Here is a 16699-nt window from a genome sequence, read left to right on the forward strand (position 1 = left end):
GCGCTTCTTTATCACGCGCAGGCGCGGGGAGCCATATGCTGAACCCGATGTCTGTCATGGTATTGTCAGGTGCGGAGTTCAGGAGGTTTGTGCTGTGGGTTCCGGTCCTGCTGGCGCTGGGAGTGCTTGCCTATTTTTTATGGCCGTATGAGCCGGGGCCGCTGCTCGGTGTGGGGGTGCCTGCCGGGGTGGCGGTTCTGTGCCTCGGGGCCTGTTTTTACTGGCCTCTGAGCCTTGTCGCACGGCTGGCTGGTGGGGCGGGCACAGCGTTGGCCGTGGGGTTTGGTGTGGCGTGGTGTGCTGCCCATCGCCAGCCGCCCATGCCTGAACTGCCACGCCGGGGCACCGAAATTTCTGGCATCGTGCGTGATGTCGCCGTTTTTCCTGCTTTCACAGGGCAGGGGGAGCCGGTGCGGCGTATTACTCTGGCGCGCGCTGTCCTGCATGATTTTGTAGATGATGGCATGGCCCCCCTGCGGCGTACTCTGGACATACGGCTGGTTCAGTACGATTCGGCCACACTCGCGCCGGGGGATGGCGTGCGCGTACGGGTTATGTTGCAGCCTCCGCCTTTTCCTGCCCTGCCCGGCGGGAGGGACAGGCAGTTGGAGGCATGGTTTTCCGGGCAGGCGGGGAGTGGTTACGCGCTGGAGCCTGTGCATGCGGAGCCGGGGCGGCAGAGCAGGGTGTCCGGATTCCGGCTGGGGGTGGCTAGCGTGCGCGGGCGGGTTAACGCGCGCGTGCGCGCCGTTCTGCCCGGTCCTTCCGGTGCGGTTGTGGCCACCCTGCTAGGTGGTCGGGCAGAGGCCGTCCCGCAGGACGTACGGGAGGATTTTGCCGCCTCCGGGCTTGCGCATCTGCTGGCGGTGGCGGGGCTGCACCTTGGTCTTGTCATGGGGGTGGCCATGCTGGTTTGCCGTATGGCGCTGGCCGCGTGGGAATATGCCGCCCTGCGATGGCCCTGCAAGGCGCTTTCCGCCTTTGTGGCGTGGGGTGTAGGCGGGGGTTATGTGCTGCTTACAGGGGGGCACCTGCCTGCCGTGCGGAGCTGGCTGATGGCCAGCGTAGTGGTGCTTGGGCTTGCGATGGGGCGCAGGGCTGTGTCCATGCGGGGGCTGGCGCTGGCGGCCACCCTTATGCTGCTGGTGGCACCGCAGGTTGTGCTGGATGTAGCTTTTCAGATGTCCATGGCTGCGGTCATGGCGCTTGTGGCGGGGTATGAGGTTCTGCACCCCCGCCTGATCCGTGCCTTGTCCGGGCTTGCAGGCGTCAGGTACAGGCTGGCCCGGCATGGCGTTATGCTGGTGCTGACCAGTCTTTTGGCTGGCACGGCCACCCTGCCGGTGGTGATGGCTCATTTTGGAGTGGTGCAGCCGTTTTTTGTACTGGCCAACCTGCTGGCCGTGCCGCTGATGGGTGTGTGGATTATGCCGCTGGGGCTGGCGGCGCTGGCGGTTATGCCCCTGCATGCGGATGCTCCTTTTTTATATCTCATGGATGCCGGTGTACGTGTTGTGCTGTGGCTGGCACATGGTGTGGCAGGCTGGCCGGGTGCGCGCATGGGGGTGCCCGCCATGCCCGGCTGGGGGCTTGCCTGCGTTCTTCTGGGCCTGTGCTGGCTGTGTTTGTGGCGGGGGCGGCTGCGGTGGTGGGGCATGCCTGTTGTACTCTGTGCCACCCTGACCCCCTGGCTGGTTACCCGGCCTGACCTCCTGATCAGCCCGGATGGACAGTTAATGGGTGTGCGTGACCATACGGCCATACTGGTCATGGGGCATGCGCGGGATGAGCGGGCCATAAAGGCCGTCTGGGCACAGGCGCTGGCTATGCCCGCAACCGGTTTTTCCAGCACGGCGGTACAGGCGGCTGAAACACCCGATGGCAGCCTGATCTGTGGAGAGGGCGATACCGTGGGCACCTGCACCCTGCTCCGCCATATGCACGAAGTGGTGCTGCGTGTGCATGATCCCTCCGACGGGCGCAGCCTTCTGCCCCCGGACCTGTGCGCACAGGCTGATCTGGTGGTCAGCGTGGCACCCCTGAGGGCGTCATGCCCTGATGTTGCTACCCGGCTGGACCGTTTTACCGCCTGGCGCGTGGGCGCGCAGGCGGTTTTTCTGGCCTCGGGCGTGCGGGTGGTCAGTGACCGGCAAACACGGGGGGAGCGGTTGTGGGTACTCAGGCCCGGTGGCCACGGTATGCCCACCCTGCCTCTGGCTCAGGCGGAATAAGGCGTGCGGCGGTGTGGCGCCCACGCCTGTGTTCTGGTGGGGCGGGTCAGCTTTCCGTGCTGTCAAACGCCTCCATCACCCGGCTGGAATAGACAAGGGCGGCTCCCGCGTTCAGCGCCACGGCCACGCCAAGAGCCTCGGCTATTTCTTCCTTGCTGGCACCAACCTTGCGGGCTGCGGCGGAGTGCACGGCAATGCAGCCATCGCACCGCGTTGTTACGGCTACGGCCAGTGCTATCAGCTCGCGCGTTTTTGCGTCCAGATGCTTCAGTTCAGGCAGAGGGGTTTCCAGTGTTTGCAAACCTTTGAGCGTGTTGGGGGTTAGCTGCGCCAGTTCCTTGACGTTTTTTTGCATGTTGGTGCGATAAGCATTCCAGTCGGTCATGGCATGGACTCCGATACGGGTATGTTGGACCCTCCGACTGCACCAGAGCTCCTCGACCTTGTCACGACACGGTTAGGAGAGGTGTTGATGCTTGCAGAAAGAGCCCCCAAGCCGTTATCGGGCAGAATTATGACAGACATGAACACGAGCGGGGCCTCCGCTGCGACCGCACAGGGGCCTCTGGCAGTTTACCGGCAGCGCATTGCTGCGGGGGACATCAAGAGCGATCCGGATCAGGCCCGTGTGGTCGAACGTCTGGACCAGTTGTGGCGCGAACTGGCCACCATGCCCAGGCGCGCGGCGCAGGCGGCCAGCCCTACCGGCAAGGGCGCAGGCTTTCTGGCAGGGCTGGCCAGAAAGCTGATGAGCCAGCCCGCGCAGCCCACGCAGGACTGCCCGCGCGGGCTTTACATTGTAGGGCGGGTGGGCCGGGGTAAAACCATGGTCATGGACCTGTTTTTTGGCTGTGCGCCAGTCAGGCTTAAAGAACGCATCCATTTTCTGCGCTTCATGCAGGACGTGCACCAGAAGCTGCATGCCCTCAAGGCTGCCAACCCCGGCATGGCCGACCCCATTCCCCCGCTGGCCAAAGCCATTGCCGCACGTGTGCAGCTTTTGTGCTTTGATGAGTTTCAGGTCAATGACATTGCCGATGCCATGATTCTGGGCCGTCTGTTCGAGGCGCTGTTTGCCGATGGCGTGGTTATTGTTGCCACATCCAACACCGAACCTTCCCAACTGTTCCAGAACAGGCCGGGAGCAGACGCCTTTAAGCCGTTCATTGCCATTATCCGGCGTGAGATGGATACGATCGAGCTGGATTCTCCAAGGGATTACCGGCGCGGCCGCGAGCAGGACCGCCAGACATGGCTGGTTCCGGCCGATGTGCAGGCCCACGCCACGCTTGACCGTATTTTTGCCCATCAGGCCGGGGGTGCCAGCTCCCAGCCGGTCATGCTGGAATTTATTGGACGTAGTTTTGAGGTGGAGCAGGCGGCAGGGCCGGTGTGCCGGTTCGATTTCAACTCTTTGTGTGGAAAGCCTCTGGGACCGAACGACTATCTGGCGCTGGCGCGGCGTTTTCCCGTTGTCGTGATCGACAACATCCCCTGCATGGGACAGGACGAGGCCAATCTGGCGCGACGCTTCATTACCCTCATAGATGCCCTGTACGACAACGGAAACCTGCTGTTTGCCTCGGCTGCGGCCACACCTGACAAACTGTTTACCGAGGGCGAGGGATCGGACGCATTCGCCCGCACAGCCTCCCGTCTGGCGGAAATGGGCAGTGAAAGCTGGCTTGAGCATGGTGCGCAGGCAGCACAGGCGGCGCACAGCCTCGCTAGAGCGTGACAGGTGGTGCCCTTGTTCCGCTCCCATGGCCGGTCTAGCTCTTGAGACAGAAAGAGCCGGGGGCTGTGTGCTTCTGGCAAGGGATATCAAGGGCACCCCGCCGTATGGGTGGGGTGAAGGAAAAGATGGTCCGGCTTACGTTGGAGTGTGACACAACATCTGGTCTGCGGCGCGTGATCACCCCGCAACAGGGAGGAATGTGAGATGGCGGTATCGGATATGCTGGCAACCGCTCTGAACGGTGCCAATATCGCGTACCTTGCGGATTTGTATGCCCGGTGGGCAAAGGATCCAAAAAGTGTAGATCCCTCCTTCGATATTCTCTTCAGCTCGCTGGGGGATGACGAGGCGGCCGTGCTGCATGATGCGCTTGGCGCATCCTGGGCGCCACGCCCGTCCATTATTACGGGGGAAGAGCCGCCACCACCTGCCAAGGGTGGTCCGGCTGGCGGTCTGGCCGCGCAGGATAGTCTGGCTATTGCCCGTCTGGTCCGCGCCTACCGCGAATTTGGTCATCTGGAAGCAACGCTTGACCCGCTCGGGCTCAAGGTTCCCACCCAGCGTGAGGAACTGAACCCCCAGACTTACGGCTTTGGCCCCAAGGATCTGGACCGCGAGGTTTTTGTTGGCTCCCTGCTGGACCCTCTGCTCAAAGGGCGCAGTACAGCCAAGGTCAAGGACGTTATTGCAGCTCTGCGCACGGTGTACTGTGGCAATATTGGTGCGGAATACCTGTACGCCCGGAATGCGGAGCAGCGCGAATGGTTCCGCAACCGGCTGGAAAGCGATAACTGGCAGCAAAATGTCAGCGTGGCCGAACGTAAGAGCATTCTCAAAAATCTGGCTGAAGCGGAAGGGTTTGAAGCTTTCTGCCAGAAGCGCTACGTGGGTGCGAAGCGCTTTGGGCTGGAAGGGGGGGAAATTTCCATTCCCGCCCTGCACGCCATTGTGGACCAGTCTGCGACGCAGGGTGTTGGCTCGGTGACCATCGGCATGGCCCATCGTGGCCGCCTGAACACGTTGGTCAACGTGGTGCGCAAGCCTTACGTAGCCATTTTTAACGAATTTGCCGGTGGCTCCTTCAAGCCTGACAATGTGGAAGGCTCGGGGGACGTCAAGTACCATCTGGGTTCTTCGGCGGATGTGGAAGTAAACGGGCGCTCCGTTCATATTTCGCTCCTGCCTAACCCCTCCCATCTTGAAGCGGTGGATACCGTTGTGCTGGGCAAGGTGCGTGCAACGCAGGATGACGCGGGCGATACGCAAAGCCGCACTGGCAGCATGGGCATTATCATTCATGGTGATGCAGCATTTGCCGGGCAGGGTATTGTTTACGAAACCTTTGCCATGTCCCAGCTCCCCGGCTACCGCACGGGTGGGACCATCCATATGGTGGTCAACAATCAGATTGGTTTTACCACCAACCCTGAATGCGGACATTCCGGCGTGTATGGTACGGACCTTGCCAAATCCATTGAGGCGCCGGTCCTGCATGTGAATGGGGATGATGCCGAGGCCGTCATCTACGCCTCGCGTCTTGCCGCGGATTACCGCCATGCATTTGCCAGTGACATCGTGCTCGACATTGTCTGCTACCGCCGCCATGGCCATAACGAAACGGATGAGCCGGTCTTTACCCAGCCCGTCATGTACAAGGCCATCGCCAGCCACGAAACGCCGCATACCCTGTATGCCCGGCGTGTGGTGGAAGCCGGTGTCATGACCGAGGCCGAAACGCAGGCCCAGTGGGATGCGTTCCAGGACCGGCTGGAAGTGGATTACAAAGCAGCCGAATCCTACAAGGTCAACAAGGCGGACTGGCTGGAAGGCGGCTGGAAAGGGCTGAGCGCACCGGGGCAGAATCCTGAACAGGCATGGCCCGATACAGGTGTGGCTCTGGATGCGCTGCAGAAAATTGGTGCAGCCCTTACCAAGGTGCCTGAAGGGTTCAACCTCAATTCCAAAATCGCGCGCCAGCTCAAGGCCAAGGCTGCCATGTTCAGCTCGGGCGAAGGGTTTGACTGGGCAACGGGTGAGGCCATGGGGTTTGGCTCGCTCCTTCTGGAAGGCCACCGTGTGCGCCTGTCTGGCGAGGACTGCCAGCGCGGCACCTTTAGCCAGCGCCATGCGACATGGACCGATCAGGTCAACCAGACCCCCTGCACGCCGCTGAACCATATTCAGGCGGATCAGGCCAAAATCGAAATCTGGAACTCGCTGTTGTCTGAATACGGCGTGCTGGGTTTTGAATACGGCTACTCCGTGCGCAACCCGCAAACGCTGGTTCTGTGGGAAGCCCAGTTCGGGGACTTCGCTAACTGTGCACAGGTCATTATTGACCAGTTCATTGCATCGGGTGAGACCAAGTGGCTGCGCATGTCGGGTCTGGTGCTGCTTCTGCCCCATGGGTACGAAGGGCAGGGGCCGGAACATTCCTCCGCCCGTCTGGAGCGTTATCTCCAGCTCTGCGCGGAAGACAACATGTTCGTGTGCAACATTACCACGCCTGCAAACTACTTTCATGCGTTGCGCCGCCAGCTCAAGCTGGATTACCGCAAGCCTTTGGTGCTGATGGAGCCCAAGTCCCTCCTGCGCCACAAGCTGGCGGTTTCCGCTCTGGCGGATTTTGGACCGGGTACACGCTTCAGCCCCGTTCTGCCCGAGGTGGATACTCTGGGGCCGGATGCGAAGGTCCGTCGCGTCGTGCTCTGCTCGGGCAAGGTCTATTATGACCTGCTGGCCACCCGGCGCGAAAAAGACATCAAGGATGTCGCCATCGTGCGTGTGGAGCAACTCTACCCCTTCCCTGAAGCAGCACTCGCTGCCGAACTCAAGCGTTATCCTGAAGCAGATATTGTCTGGTGTCAGGAAGAAACGGAAAATGGGGGTGCATGGCACTTTGTGGACCGGCGGATTGAAAAGGCTCTGGCGCGTGCAGCTCATAAGGCGGGGCGTCCGCAGTATGTGGGGCGTGCTGCCGCAGCCAGCCCGGCAACCGGCCTTGCGCGTATTCACGCCGCCGAGCAGGCGGATCTTGTGGACCGTGCGCTTGGGCTAAAGTCGGCGCTCTGAGCAGGGTCTGGAATTTTAGAAAAATTGTCCGCCTTACGCGGAAGAAAAATCCTGTGTGGCAGAACCATTACCCCACACAGGAGCTTTCTTGAGAAAAATGGGGAACAGGATGTCAGTCGAGATCAAGGTGCCAACACTGGGCGAGAGCGTGACCACGGCAACCATTGCCAAATGGCTGAAGCAGCCGGGTGAGGCGGTCAAGGAAGACGAACCAGTCGTTGAACTTGAAACTGATAAGGTCAGTGTGGAAGTAGCAGCCCCGCAGGCTGGTGTGCTTGGCCCGCAGGCTGTCAAGGAAGGAGACGAGGTGGAAGTGGGTGCCCTGCTGGCAACCGTTGAACCCGGCAAAGCAGGGGCAGCCCCCGCAGCGCCCAAGGCTGTAGCGCCAGAAAAGAAGGCGGAAATTCCCGCAACTCCAGCCCCTGCGGCACAGCCTGTGGCTCCGGCGGTTGAGTCCGCCGCCGCTCTGCCAGCAGCCCGTAAGATCATGGCTGAAAACGGCCTGAGTGCCGGGCAGGTTGGCCAGGGTACAGGCCTTGGCGGGCGTATTACCAAGGGCGATGTACTGGGCTTTTTGTCCCAGCCGCAGGGGGCAGCCCCCGCAGCCGCGCCCAAAGCTGCCCGCAAGGATGACCCGCGTGAAGAGCGCGTAAAAATGACGCGTCTGCGCCGTACCATTGCCCGCCGCCTGAAGGAAGCGCAGGACACGGCAGCCATGCTGACCACGTTCAACGAAATCGACATGTCCGGTGCAATGGCGCTCCGTGCCGAATTTCAGGACAGCTTTGTTAAAAAGCATGGTGTGAAGCTGGGTTACATGTCCATCTTCTCCCGCGCGGTGATTGCGGCGCTCAAGGAATTCCCGGCCATTAACGCCGAAATTGACGGCGATGATGTTATCTACCGTGACTTCATTAACCTCGGTATTGCCGTGGGTGGGCCCAATGGTCTGGTGGTGCCGGTTATCCGCGATGCCGACAAAATGGGCTTTGCCCAGATTGAAAAAACCATTTCCGGGTTTGGCAAGGCCGCGCGGGAAGGGACACTCAAGCTGGATGAACTCTCGGGTGGTACTTTCTCCATCACCAATGGCGGCATTTACGGTTCACTGCTGTCCACCCCGATCCTGAACTCCCCGCAGTCCGGTATTCTGGGCATGCATTCCATTCAGGAACGCCCGGTTGCCGTAAACGGTCAGGTGGTCATTCGCCCCATGATGTATGTGGCCCTGTCCTATGATCATCGCATTGTGGACGGGAAGGAGGCAGTCAGCTTTCTTGTGCGGCTCAAGCAGAATGTGGAAGACCCCCGCCGCCTGTTGATTGACGTCTGATCTGACACTGGCTCGGGCCGGAGGTTGCTCAGGCGCTGCTCTCCGGCCTTTCCTTTTTGCAGACCCTAACGTGAGCGAGACAATACCCATGCCGACCGAAATTAAAGTACCAACCCTTGGAGAAAGTGTGACCACCGCCACGGTAGGGAAGTGGCTGAAGCAGCCGGGTGAGGCGGTCAAGGAAGACGAACCGGTTGTGGAGCTGGAAACGGACAAGGTGAGTGTGGAAGTGCCAGCCCCTGCTGCCGGTCGGCTGGAAAACCACGCGGTCAAGGAAGGGGACGAGGTTGAGGTCGGTGCCGTGCTGGCCCTGCTGGAAGCCGGAGCCGTTGGCAAGGCTGCTGCTCCGGCGGCGCAGGCTGCTCCCGCTCAGCTAACCCCCGCCCCCAAGGCTGAGGCACAGGCCGCTCCCCCGGCCGAGACAGATTATGACGTTGTGGTTATTGGCGCAGGTCCGGGTGGGTATGTCTGCGCCATTCGTGCAGCGCAGCTTGGATTCAAGGTTGCCTGCGTGGAAAAACGTGCAACTCTGGGTGGTACCTGCCTCAATGTCGGCTGTATTCCTTCCAAGGCTCTGCTTCAGTCCTCGGAAAACTATCATGCCGCGGGGCATGATTTTGCGGCTCATGGTGTGCTGATTGAGAGCGTAAAGCTTGATCTGGCCAAGATGCAGGCCCGCAAGGCGGATATCGTTGGTGCCAACGTGAAGGGTGTTGAATTCCTTTTCAAAAAAAATGGCATCACCTGGCTTAAAGGCCACGGCAAGGTCGAGGGCACGGGTCGCCTGAGTGTGGATGGCAAGCCGGTAACCGCCAGACACATTATTATTGCCAGTGGGAGCGACAGCGCGAATCTGCCGGGTATTGAGGTGGATGAAAAAGTTATTGTCACCTCCACAGGAGCGCTTGAACTGTCCGAAGTGCCCAAGCGTCTGGTGGTGATTGGTGGTGGTGTTATCGGTCTGGAACTGGGCAGCGTATGGCACCGCCTTGGCGCAGAAGTGACCGTGGTTGAGTTTCTGGACCGTCTGGTGCCCGGCACCGATAACGAAGTAGCCGCACAGTTCCAGAAACTGCTGACCAAGCAGGGCTTCAGGATGAAGCTGGGCCACAAGGTGACCAAAGCCGAAAAAACCAAAAAAGGCGTTGTACTCAGTATCGAACCTTCTGCTGGCGGCACGGTGGAAACGCTGGAAGCCGATGTGGTTCTGGTGGCGGTTGGCCGTACGGCGGCCAGCAAGAACATGGGGCTGGAAGAAGCCGGGATTGCGCTGGACAAGCGCGGTCGTGTGGAAGTGGATGCTCATTACGCTACCAGCGTACCGGGCATTTACGCCATTGGGGATGTTATCGCTGGCCCCATGCTGGCCCACAAGGCGGAAGAAGAAGGTGTGGCTCTGGCCGAACTGCTGGCAGGGCAGGCAGGACACGTCAATTACGACGCCATTCCTGGCGTGATTTACACATGGCCCGAAGTTGCTTCCGTTGGCTTTACGGAAGAGCAGCTCAAGGATAAGGGCGTTGCCTACAAGACCGGCAAGTTCCCCTTCCTGGCCAATGGTCGCGCACGCGCGCTGGGCATGACGGATGGCTTTGTTAAGGTGCTGGCCGACAAGCAGACAGACCGTGTGCTGGGCGTACACATTATTGGCCCCGCAGCAGGGGAACTGATTGCCGAGGCAACAATGGCGATCGAGTTTGGTGCTTCGGCGGAGGATATCGGCCGCGTCTGTCATGCGCACCCAACCCTGAGCGAAGCGGTAAAGGAAGCGGCTCTGGGGGCTGATAACCGCGCGATCAATATCTGAGAAAATTTTCTTCTTGTTAGGACTAATGCCATACTCTCTCCCGTAGTTGCATACGGGGGAGAGTATGTATGTTTGTGGTAGGAAAGCTGGCAGTCTGCTTGGCCGTGGCTGGTGCTTTTCTGGCCGGGATGGATACGGCGTGCGCGCAGGAGAGGGCAGGGCGGAACAGCACCCCCTCGCCCTCTTCTTCTTTTACAGACAATTCTGCTCCCGTTCTTGGGGAGGATGCCGCCCGGCAGGAAGCATGGGCGCTGACAATGGCTTTCAGGCATGAGGTGCCCGCCGCTGTTTCTGTGTCTTCAGCATATAAAGCGGCATGGGTGGCCTTGGCCCGACAGCAGCTTGAACAGGCTGGCTATGTGCTGGATCGGCCACAGGTGCTTGTGGTGGTGGACCGCAACCCCAAGGTGCAGCGTCTGTGCCTGATTCTGGCCATCCCCGGCGGCGCAGACTGGCAGGTGATTGGCAGCACCAAAGTATCCACAGGCACAACCGGACGGCAATATTATTATATTACCCCGACTGGTATTTTCCCTAATTCAGCAGATCGCCTTGGTTACCGGGCCTTGGGTACCAAGAACGAAAACGGCATTATGGGGAATGGCACCACGGGGATGCGCGTATGGGATTTTGGCTGGCAATGGGCTGAAAAAGGCTGGCTACCAAGCCGGGACAAAGTGCAGATCCGCTTGGAAATGCACGCAACAGACCCGGTTTATCTGGAGCAGCGGCTGGGGCATACGGCGTCCGAAGGGTGCATCCGTATTCCGTCATCCCTCAATGTGTTCATTGACCGCCACGGACTGCTGGATACGGAGTATGAACAGCGCGCTACCGTGGACCGCAGGTTTGCTGCCCTGTTACGCAAGGACAGGGTTGTTTCGCCCATAGCCGGGCTGCTGCTTGTGGTGGTGGATACAGCAGGTCTGGCAATGCCTCCGGCTGCTGAAGCTTTGAAAAACGAGGCTGCGCCGCACAGACCTATAGCGCATGGCTAAGGTTGGTCGTTCCGAGCAGTCTCAACCTGTGTAATGTATTGTGGTACAGGCCAGTTCTGCTGCCAGCTTTTTGCACGCAATGGATGGCTTACCGGCAGGGCCAGAGCCCGAAGAAGGGCAGGGGTGCTCCGTATGGGGGCAATCCCCTCCCTCCCCTTCGTTCAAGATATTTTAGTAACGGTATTCTTCGTGCTTGAAGGGACCGTTGACCGGAACATCAATGTATTTGGCCTGTGTTTCGCTCAGCTTGCTCAGATGCGCGCCAACTTTGGCCAGATGCAGGGCTGCAACTTTTTCGTCCAGCTTTTTGGGCAGGGTGTAAACGGCCACGTCATACTTGCCTTCCGGTGCGGTCCAGAGCTCGATCTGGGCCAGCGTCTGGTTGGTAAAGGACGCAGACATCACAAAGGACGGGTGACCGGTCGCATTGCCCAGATTGACCAGACGGCCTTCGGACAGAACAATCAGGCGCTTGCCATCGGGGAACACCACTTCATCAACCTGCGGTTTGATGTTTTCCCAAGTAAAGTTGCGCAGCCCGCCGATCTGGATTTCGGAGTCAAAATGGCCGATGTTGCACACAATTGCGCGGTTTTTCATGGCGCGCATGTGGTCAACGGTAATCACGTCCACGTTGCCGGTTGCGGTTACAAAAATATCCCCACGCGGTGCAGCGGCTTCCATGGTGACCACTTCATAGCCTTCCATGGCGGCCTGCAGGGCGCAGATCGGGTCGACTTCCGTTACCAGCACGCGGCAGCCTGCATTGCGCAGGGAAGCAGCGGAGCCTTTGCCCACGTCACCATAACCGGCAACAACGGCAACCTTGCCCGCCATCATCACGTCCGTGCCACGGCGGATGGCGTCCACCAGGCTTTCGCGGCAACCATACAGGTTATCAAACTTGGACTTGGTAACGCTGTCGTTCACATTGATGGCGGGAACCTTCAGTGTGCCCTTTTTCTGCATTTCCCACAGGCGGTGCACACCCGTTGTGGTTTCTTCCGACAGGCCCTTAACCTTGGCCAGCAGTTCGGGGTACTGCTCGTGCATCATCACGGTCAGGTCGCCGCCGTCATCGAGGATCATGTTCGGGGTCCAGCCGTCGGGGCCCTGAATGGTCTGCTCGATGCACCAGTTGAATTCGTCTTCCGTCAGGCCCTTCCAGGCGAACACCGGAATGCCAGCAGCGGCAATGGCTGCGGCAGCGTGGTCCTGCGTGGAGAAAATGTTGCAAGAAGACCAGCGTACAGTTGCACCCAGAGCGATCAGTGTTTCAATCAGAACAGCGGTCTGGATGGTCATGTGCAGGCAGCCAGCAATACGCGCGCCCTTAAGGGGCTGGCTTGCGCCGTATTCTTCGCGCAGTGCCATCAGACCCGGCATTTCGCCTTCAGCAATGGAAATTTCCTTGCGGCCCCAATCGGCCAGCGAGAGATCCTTTACCTTATAGTCGCTCATATTATCCTGTCTTCCTATGCAAAGTGCTGCTTTGCTATACAGCCATAGAAGGCCATAGGCCAGACGGAACAGGTATGGCAGGTCTGGTTTTATGTGGTTTTGCTTGCCACGATGGCGGTTTTCTGGTGTCCAGCACTGTTAATCGAAGACTCATATGCGGGTTGTAACGGGTTTGTTCTAATGGCTGTTGTGCGTTCTGTCGTGTTCAATATTGTGGCCTTCGTGCTGACCGGGGTTATGGGGGTTGGCGCATTGCCGATCCGCTGGTTTATGCCCGGGCGTGCACTGGCCTACGCCAGATTGTGGTCGCGGCTGGTCCTGTGGCTGTTCCGTACCATCTGCGGGGTGCAGGTGCGTGTGAGCGGGCTGGAGCATCTGCCACAGTCCGGTCCGGCCCTTATTGCCTCGCAGCACCAGTCTGCGTTCGACACGCTGGTCTGGATGCTGCTTCTGCCACGGCCATGCTATGTTATGAAAGGTGAACTCACCCGTATTCCCCTGCTTGGTCCTATGCTGGTCCTGACGGGTATGATGCCGGTGGAGCGCGCGGCGGGTGCGCGCGCCCTGCGGCTGCTGTTGCAGGGCACGGATAGGGCGGTGGCTGATAACCGGCAGATTATTATTTTCCCCGAAGGAACGCGCACCATGCCGGGCGAGCATGTGGCGCTCAAGCCCGGTATTGCTGCCATGTCCAGCCATACGGGGTTGCCGGTTATTCCGGTTGCCACCAATTCGGGTCTGTTCTGGGGGCGTAATGCTTTTGTCAAGCGTTCGGGTGTGCTGCATGTGTGCATTGGTCCCGGCATTGGCCCGACCAGAAGAGCGACCCTGCTGGAAGAGATTGAAAAAAGCTGGCGCATACTCGAACCGGGCTGTGGTCTGTAACCCTGCGGACAGGCGGGCGGAGGTGGGGATAAGCCGTCACCTCTGTGGATAACTTTGTGGAGTATGATCTATGTCATAAAAGGGTCATACCAGTATTACCGCCTGATTTACTGCGTGGGCTTAAGTAAATCAGGTGAAGTTATTATACATACGCCAAGGCCAATCTATATGTTTTTTTGAAAAACCTGTTTTAAATGAATGGATTTTTTGATTAATTGCATTCCGTTCATTTGCTATGGAATCAGGTGGAGGCATAGGCTAGGTTGCCGCAGGGTAAGGCGCTGCCGGGAAGGAAGTCAGGCTGTGGATAATTTTGCGGGGCAGGCGGAATACAGCCATTTGAGGTGGGGATGACAGGCTTTGTAAAAACGGCTTTTGTAACACTGGTGGCTGGAGTTGTACTGCTTGTCGGCGGTGCTGGCGCGTTCTGCTGGAAAGGCCAGCAGTATCTGGACCAGCTTGTTACGCATCCTGCCGGGCTGTGCCAGATAACCTACCAGGGCAGGCAGTTCACGGGAGGACTGTTCAGGGCCGGTCTGGCGTTGCAGGGTATGCATGTGACCTGCACCCCCACTACGCATGGCGGGCCAGCCAGAAGAGCAGTGGAATACACGGTCAGCCATGTTGGGCTGGAGGTGGTGCCGTGGCATCCCTTGCAGGTACATATGCGGCTCGATGGGCCGCAGTCCTTTGCCGTGCCATATGAACATGATGGCGTGGAGGATACGCGCGCATTCGTGCTTGAAGGCAGCCCTGTGGACGTATTCTGGCCTGCGCGTTCCCTGCCTGCGGGGCGTGCTGTGTTTACTGCCCCGTTTGTGCATGTGCGGGCATCGGGCGTGAGCATGACCAACGTGCAGGGTGCATGGCTGTGGAACACGCAGGCTACGTTTCAGGCCAGTGTGCTCGGTCTTTCCCTGTCGGTGGAGCAGATGACCATTCCTGCCTGGCCGCAATACCTGCAAAACATCAAAGCCGCTTTTTCCATGCCCGGACCATATGAGCGTCTGCATGTGCTGGAGCAGGAGGAAGAGAGCGGGCAGGCCATCTGGCCTGAACTGCTCGTGCAGAAAGCCTCGGCCGACTGGAACGGCCTCAAACTGGGGGTAACCGGTCATGTAAGGGGTGGGCACGCCACAGCTATGACGGGTGATTTCTGGCTGACGGTCAGGGACTGGAAGCCTTTTGTGGAGCGGCTGCAACCTGAAAAAATTCTCTCTCCCGAGCAGGCGGCAGTTTTTAAAACCATGCTGGAAGACGTGATTGTCCGGGGGGACCGGTCAGGCGGTAAGCTCGTTCTCTCACTCTCCGCACGCAATGGATATGTGTACATGGGGGCCGTGCCGCTGGAGCAGATTTTGCCGGTTGTAAGGCTGATGCAACCCCCACAGGACACGCAGGCTACGCACTAGGGCGCGCCCATCTTGTTCACTCCGGCATACCCTGCGGCGGTGCGGAAGTTGACCCACTCCTCCGGGAGGGGGAAGTGTTCGGGGTTGATTCATGAGTGATATGTTTTGCGGTCTGGGCGCTAGCCAGCAGCAGCCTGCCGGGCGCCATGGGCGGTCAGAACTCGTCTTTACGTTTGCGCAGGCTGGCCAGTGCTTGCGCATCGGGTGCGCGCAGGAACGGGTTTGTCGTGCGCTCAAGCCCGAGGGTGGAGGGCACTGTTGGCAATCCCTTGTCACGCAGGGCGCGTACCTCCTGCGCCCGTGTGGCCAGGGCGGGGTTTTCGGGGTCCACGCTGAGGGCAAAAAGAGCGTTGGAGAGCGTATATTCATGCCCGCAGCAGATGCTGGTCTGCGCTGGCAGGTCGCGTAATTTGCTCAGGCTTGCAAACATCTGCTCTGCTGTGCCCTCAAACAGGCGGCCACAGCCAAGGCTGAACAGCGTATCGCCACAGAACAGGGCGGGAGGCTGGTCAAAATAATAGGCAATATGTCCCAGTGTATGGCCCGGCATGGCAAGAATCCGCCCGGCACTCAGACCTATTTCCAGTCTGTCATTATCATGCAGGGGCAGGTCCAGTGCTGGCATGCGGTGCTGCTCGACTGCAGGGCCAGCTACCTTGGCGTGGTAACGGGTGCGCAGGGCATCGGTGCCGCCAGTATGGTCGTGGTGGTGATGGGTCAGTAAAATAAAATCCAGCCTGTTTCCATCCTGTGCCAGTGCGCGTTCTATGGGAACTGCTTCGCCGGGGTCTATAATGGCAGTTGTGCCTGTTGCTTCATCCCGCAGGAGCCACGCGTAATTATCGCTCAGGACCGGAATGGCGCGAATGGTAAGGGGCATGGAGCCTCCTGCTGCTGCTGGGCTGGGTCATGGCTTTGACTGGCCAAGATATGATAGGCATGAACCATGCAAAATGCCATGCCGCGCGAAGAATGCTTTTACGGGACTCCACCGGGCAGTGTGTGTGTCAGCCTGCTGGGCGAGCGCATGCGGTGGTTCTGGCCGGAGCTTAAAAACCAGTCCGTTCTGGGGCTGGGTGGGGCAACCCCTTACCTGCATGTACTTGGTGATGCCTCCACCCTGCGCATAGGGGCCAATTTTGGGGCCATGCGGAGCAATGTGGTTTTGCAGCGCGGGTCATGCTGTGTGGTGGACCCTGCGAGCCTTCCGTTTGAGCCGCAGAGGTTTGACCGCATTCTGCTTGTGCATGCCCTGCAAGGGCGTGAAAGCCCGCTGACCGTGCTGCGCTCTGCGGCCCGTGCGCTCAAGGACGATGGACGCCTGCTTATGGTTGTGCCCAGTCGGCTGGGAGGACGGGCAAGGCTGCGGCTTACCCCCTTCGCGCGGGATGCAGCCTTTACACGGCCCGGACTGCGGCAGTTGCTGGCAGCAGCCATGCTGCGGGCCGAACAGTGGGACGAGGCCGTGTTTCTGCCAGCCAGCCAGGTCTGCCGTACCCTCAGGCGTGGCAGGCAGATGGATATTGCAGGCAAGGTGCTCTGTCCCGGCGGGGGCAGCCTTATTCTGGTAGAGGCTGTGCCGGAAATGTATTCCGCCTTTTCTTTGCCGGTACAGCATAAAGAGGGGTGGCTTGCGCGTATGCGCATGCCCTGGGCTGGTATGGTCGGAGCGCCCAGAGCGGGAAAAACACCCTAGCCTCTGTGTTGGGGGAGGTTGAACACATTGTATTCAGCCTGCACTCATGGTGTTATCCGCCGGTTT

At 59.6% G+C, this 16699-nt stretch carries 12 protein-coding genes; 9 read left to right on the forward strand and 3 right to left on the reverse strand.

Features of this window, described 5'->3' with window-relative positions; translation table 11 throughout:
* Positions 1-35: 35 nt before the first annotated feature.
* The gene (locus tag PY793_RS00850; protein WP_275176245.1) at positions 36-2231 is read left to right on the forward strand and encodes a ComEC/Rec2 family competence protein; all 2196 of its coding nucleotides are present in this window, start codon (positions 36-38) and stop codon (positions 2229-2231) included.
* Positions 2232-2277: 46 nt separating this feature from the next.
* Here the strand turns inward: PY793_RS00850 and PY793_RS00855 are convergent, their stop codons facing one another.
* Complete coding sequence (locus tag PY793_RS00855; protein ID WP_275176246.1) at positions 2278-2616, reverse strand: carboxymuconolactone decarboxylase family protein; 339 nt, start codon at positions 2614-2616, stop codon at positions 2278-2280.
* A gap of 87 nt (positions 2617-2703) precedes the next feature.
* On the opposite strand from PY793_RS00855, the gene zapE reads away from it, so the two are divergent.
* From zapE to PY793_RS00880, 5 genes are all read left to right on the forward strand, one after another.
* Complete coding sequence (zapE, locus tag PY793_RS00860) at positions 2704-3969, forward strand: cell division protein ZapE (protein WP_275176247.1); 1266 nt, start codon at positions 2704-2706, stop codon at positions 3967-3969.
* Between the two features lie 204 nt (positions 3970-4173).
* A complete protein-coding gene (locus PY793_RS00865) occupies positions 4174-7041 on the forward strand; it encodes a 2-oxoglutarate dehydrogenase E1 component (RefSeq protein WP_275176248.1) in 2868 nt (955 codons plus the stop codon).
* Positions 7042-7150: 109 nt separating this feature from the next.
* On the forward strand, positions 7151-8374 hold the full coding sequence (odhB, locus tag PY793_RS00870; protein WP_275176669.1) for a 2-oxoglutarate dehydrogenase complex dihydrolipoyllysine-residue succinyltransferase: 1224 nt from the start codon (positions 7151-7153) through the stop codon (positions 8372-8374).
* Between the two features lie 88 nt (positions 8375-8462).
* Positions 8463-10181, forward strand: coding sequence for a dihydrolipoyl dehydrogenase (gene lpdA, locus PY793_RS00875; RefSeq protein ID WP_275176670.1), 1719 nt, complete (start codon positions 8463-8465; stop codon positions 10179-10181).
* 128 nt (positions 10182-10309) lie between these two features.
* The gene (locus tag PY793_RS00880) at positions 10310-11179 is read left to right on the forward strand and encodes a L,D-transpeptidase (protein WP_408744651.1); all 870 of its coding nucleotides are present in this window, start codon (positions 10310-10312) and stop codon (positions 11177-11179) included.
* A gap of 171 nt (positions 11180-11350) precedes the next feature.
* Here the strand turns inward: PY793_RS00880 and ahcY are convergent, their stop codons facing one another.
* Entirely contained in the window at positions 11351-12640 is a 1290-nt protein-coding gene (ahcY, locus tag PY793_RS00885; RefSeq protein ID WP_275176250.1) for an adenosylhomocysteinase, read from the reverse strand.
* Positions 12641-12820: 180 nt separating this feature from the next.
* Here ahcY and PY793_RS00890 point away from each other — a divergent pair, with 180 nt between their 5' ends.
* The gene (locus PY793_RS00890) at positions 12821-13525 is read left to right on the forward strand and encodes a lysophospholipid acyltransferase family protein (protein WP_275176251.1); all 705 of its coding nucleotides are present in this window, start codon (positions 12821-12823) and stop codon (positions 13523-13525) included.
* 350 nt (positions 13526-13875) lie between these two features.
* Positions 13876-14937 carry a DUF2125 domain-containing protein gene (locus PY793_RS00895; RefSeq protein WP_275176252.1) on the forward strand — a complete coding sequence of 354 codons (1062 nt, stop codon included), beginning with the start codon at positions 13876-13878 and terminating at the stop codon, positions 14935-14937.
* A 154-nt stretch (positions 14938-15091) separates the two neighbouring features.
* On the opposite strand, the gene gloB is transcribed toward PY793_RS00895, so the two are convergent.
* Positions 15092-15817 carry a hydroxyacylglutathione hydrolase gene (gloB, locus tag PY793_RS00900; RefSeq protein WP_275176253.1) on the reverse strand — a complete coding sequence of 242 codons (726 nt, stop codon included), beginning with the start codon at positions 15815-15817 and terminating at the stop codon, positions 15092-15094.
* A gap of 78 nt (positions 15818-15895) precedes the next feature.
* Between gloB and PY793_RS00905 the strand changes: the two genes are divergently transcribed.
* Entirely contained in the window at positions 15896-16633 is a 738-nt protein-coding gene (locus PY793_RS00905; RefSeq protein WP_275176254.1) for a class I SAM-dependent methyltransferase, read from the forward strand.
* The last annotated feature ends 66 nt before the right edge of the window (positions 16634-16699 follow it).

The organism is Acetobacter fabarum, assembly GCF_029069195.1.
GTDB classification, from domain to species: domain Bacteria; phylum Pseudomonadota; class Alphaproteobacteria; order Acetobacterales; family Acetobacteraceae; genus Acetobacter; species Acetobacter fabarum_A.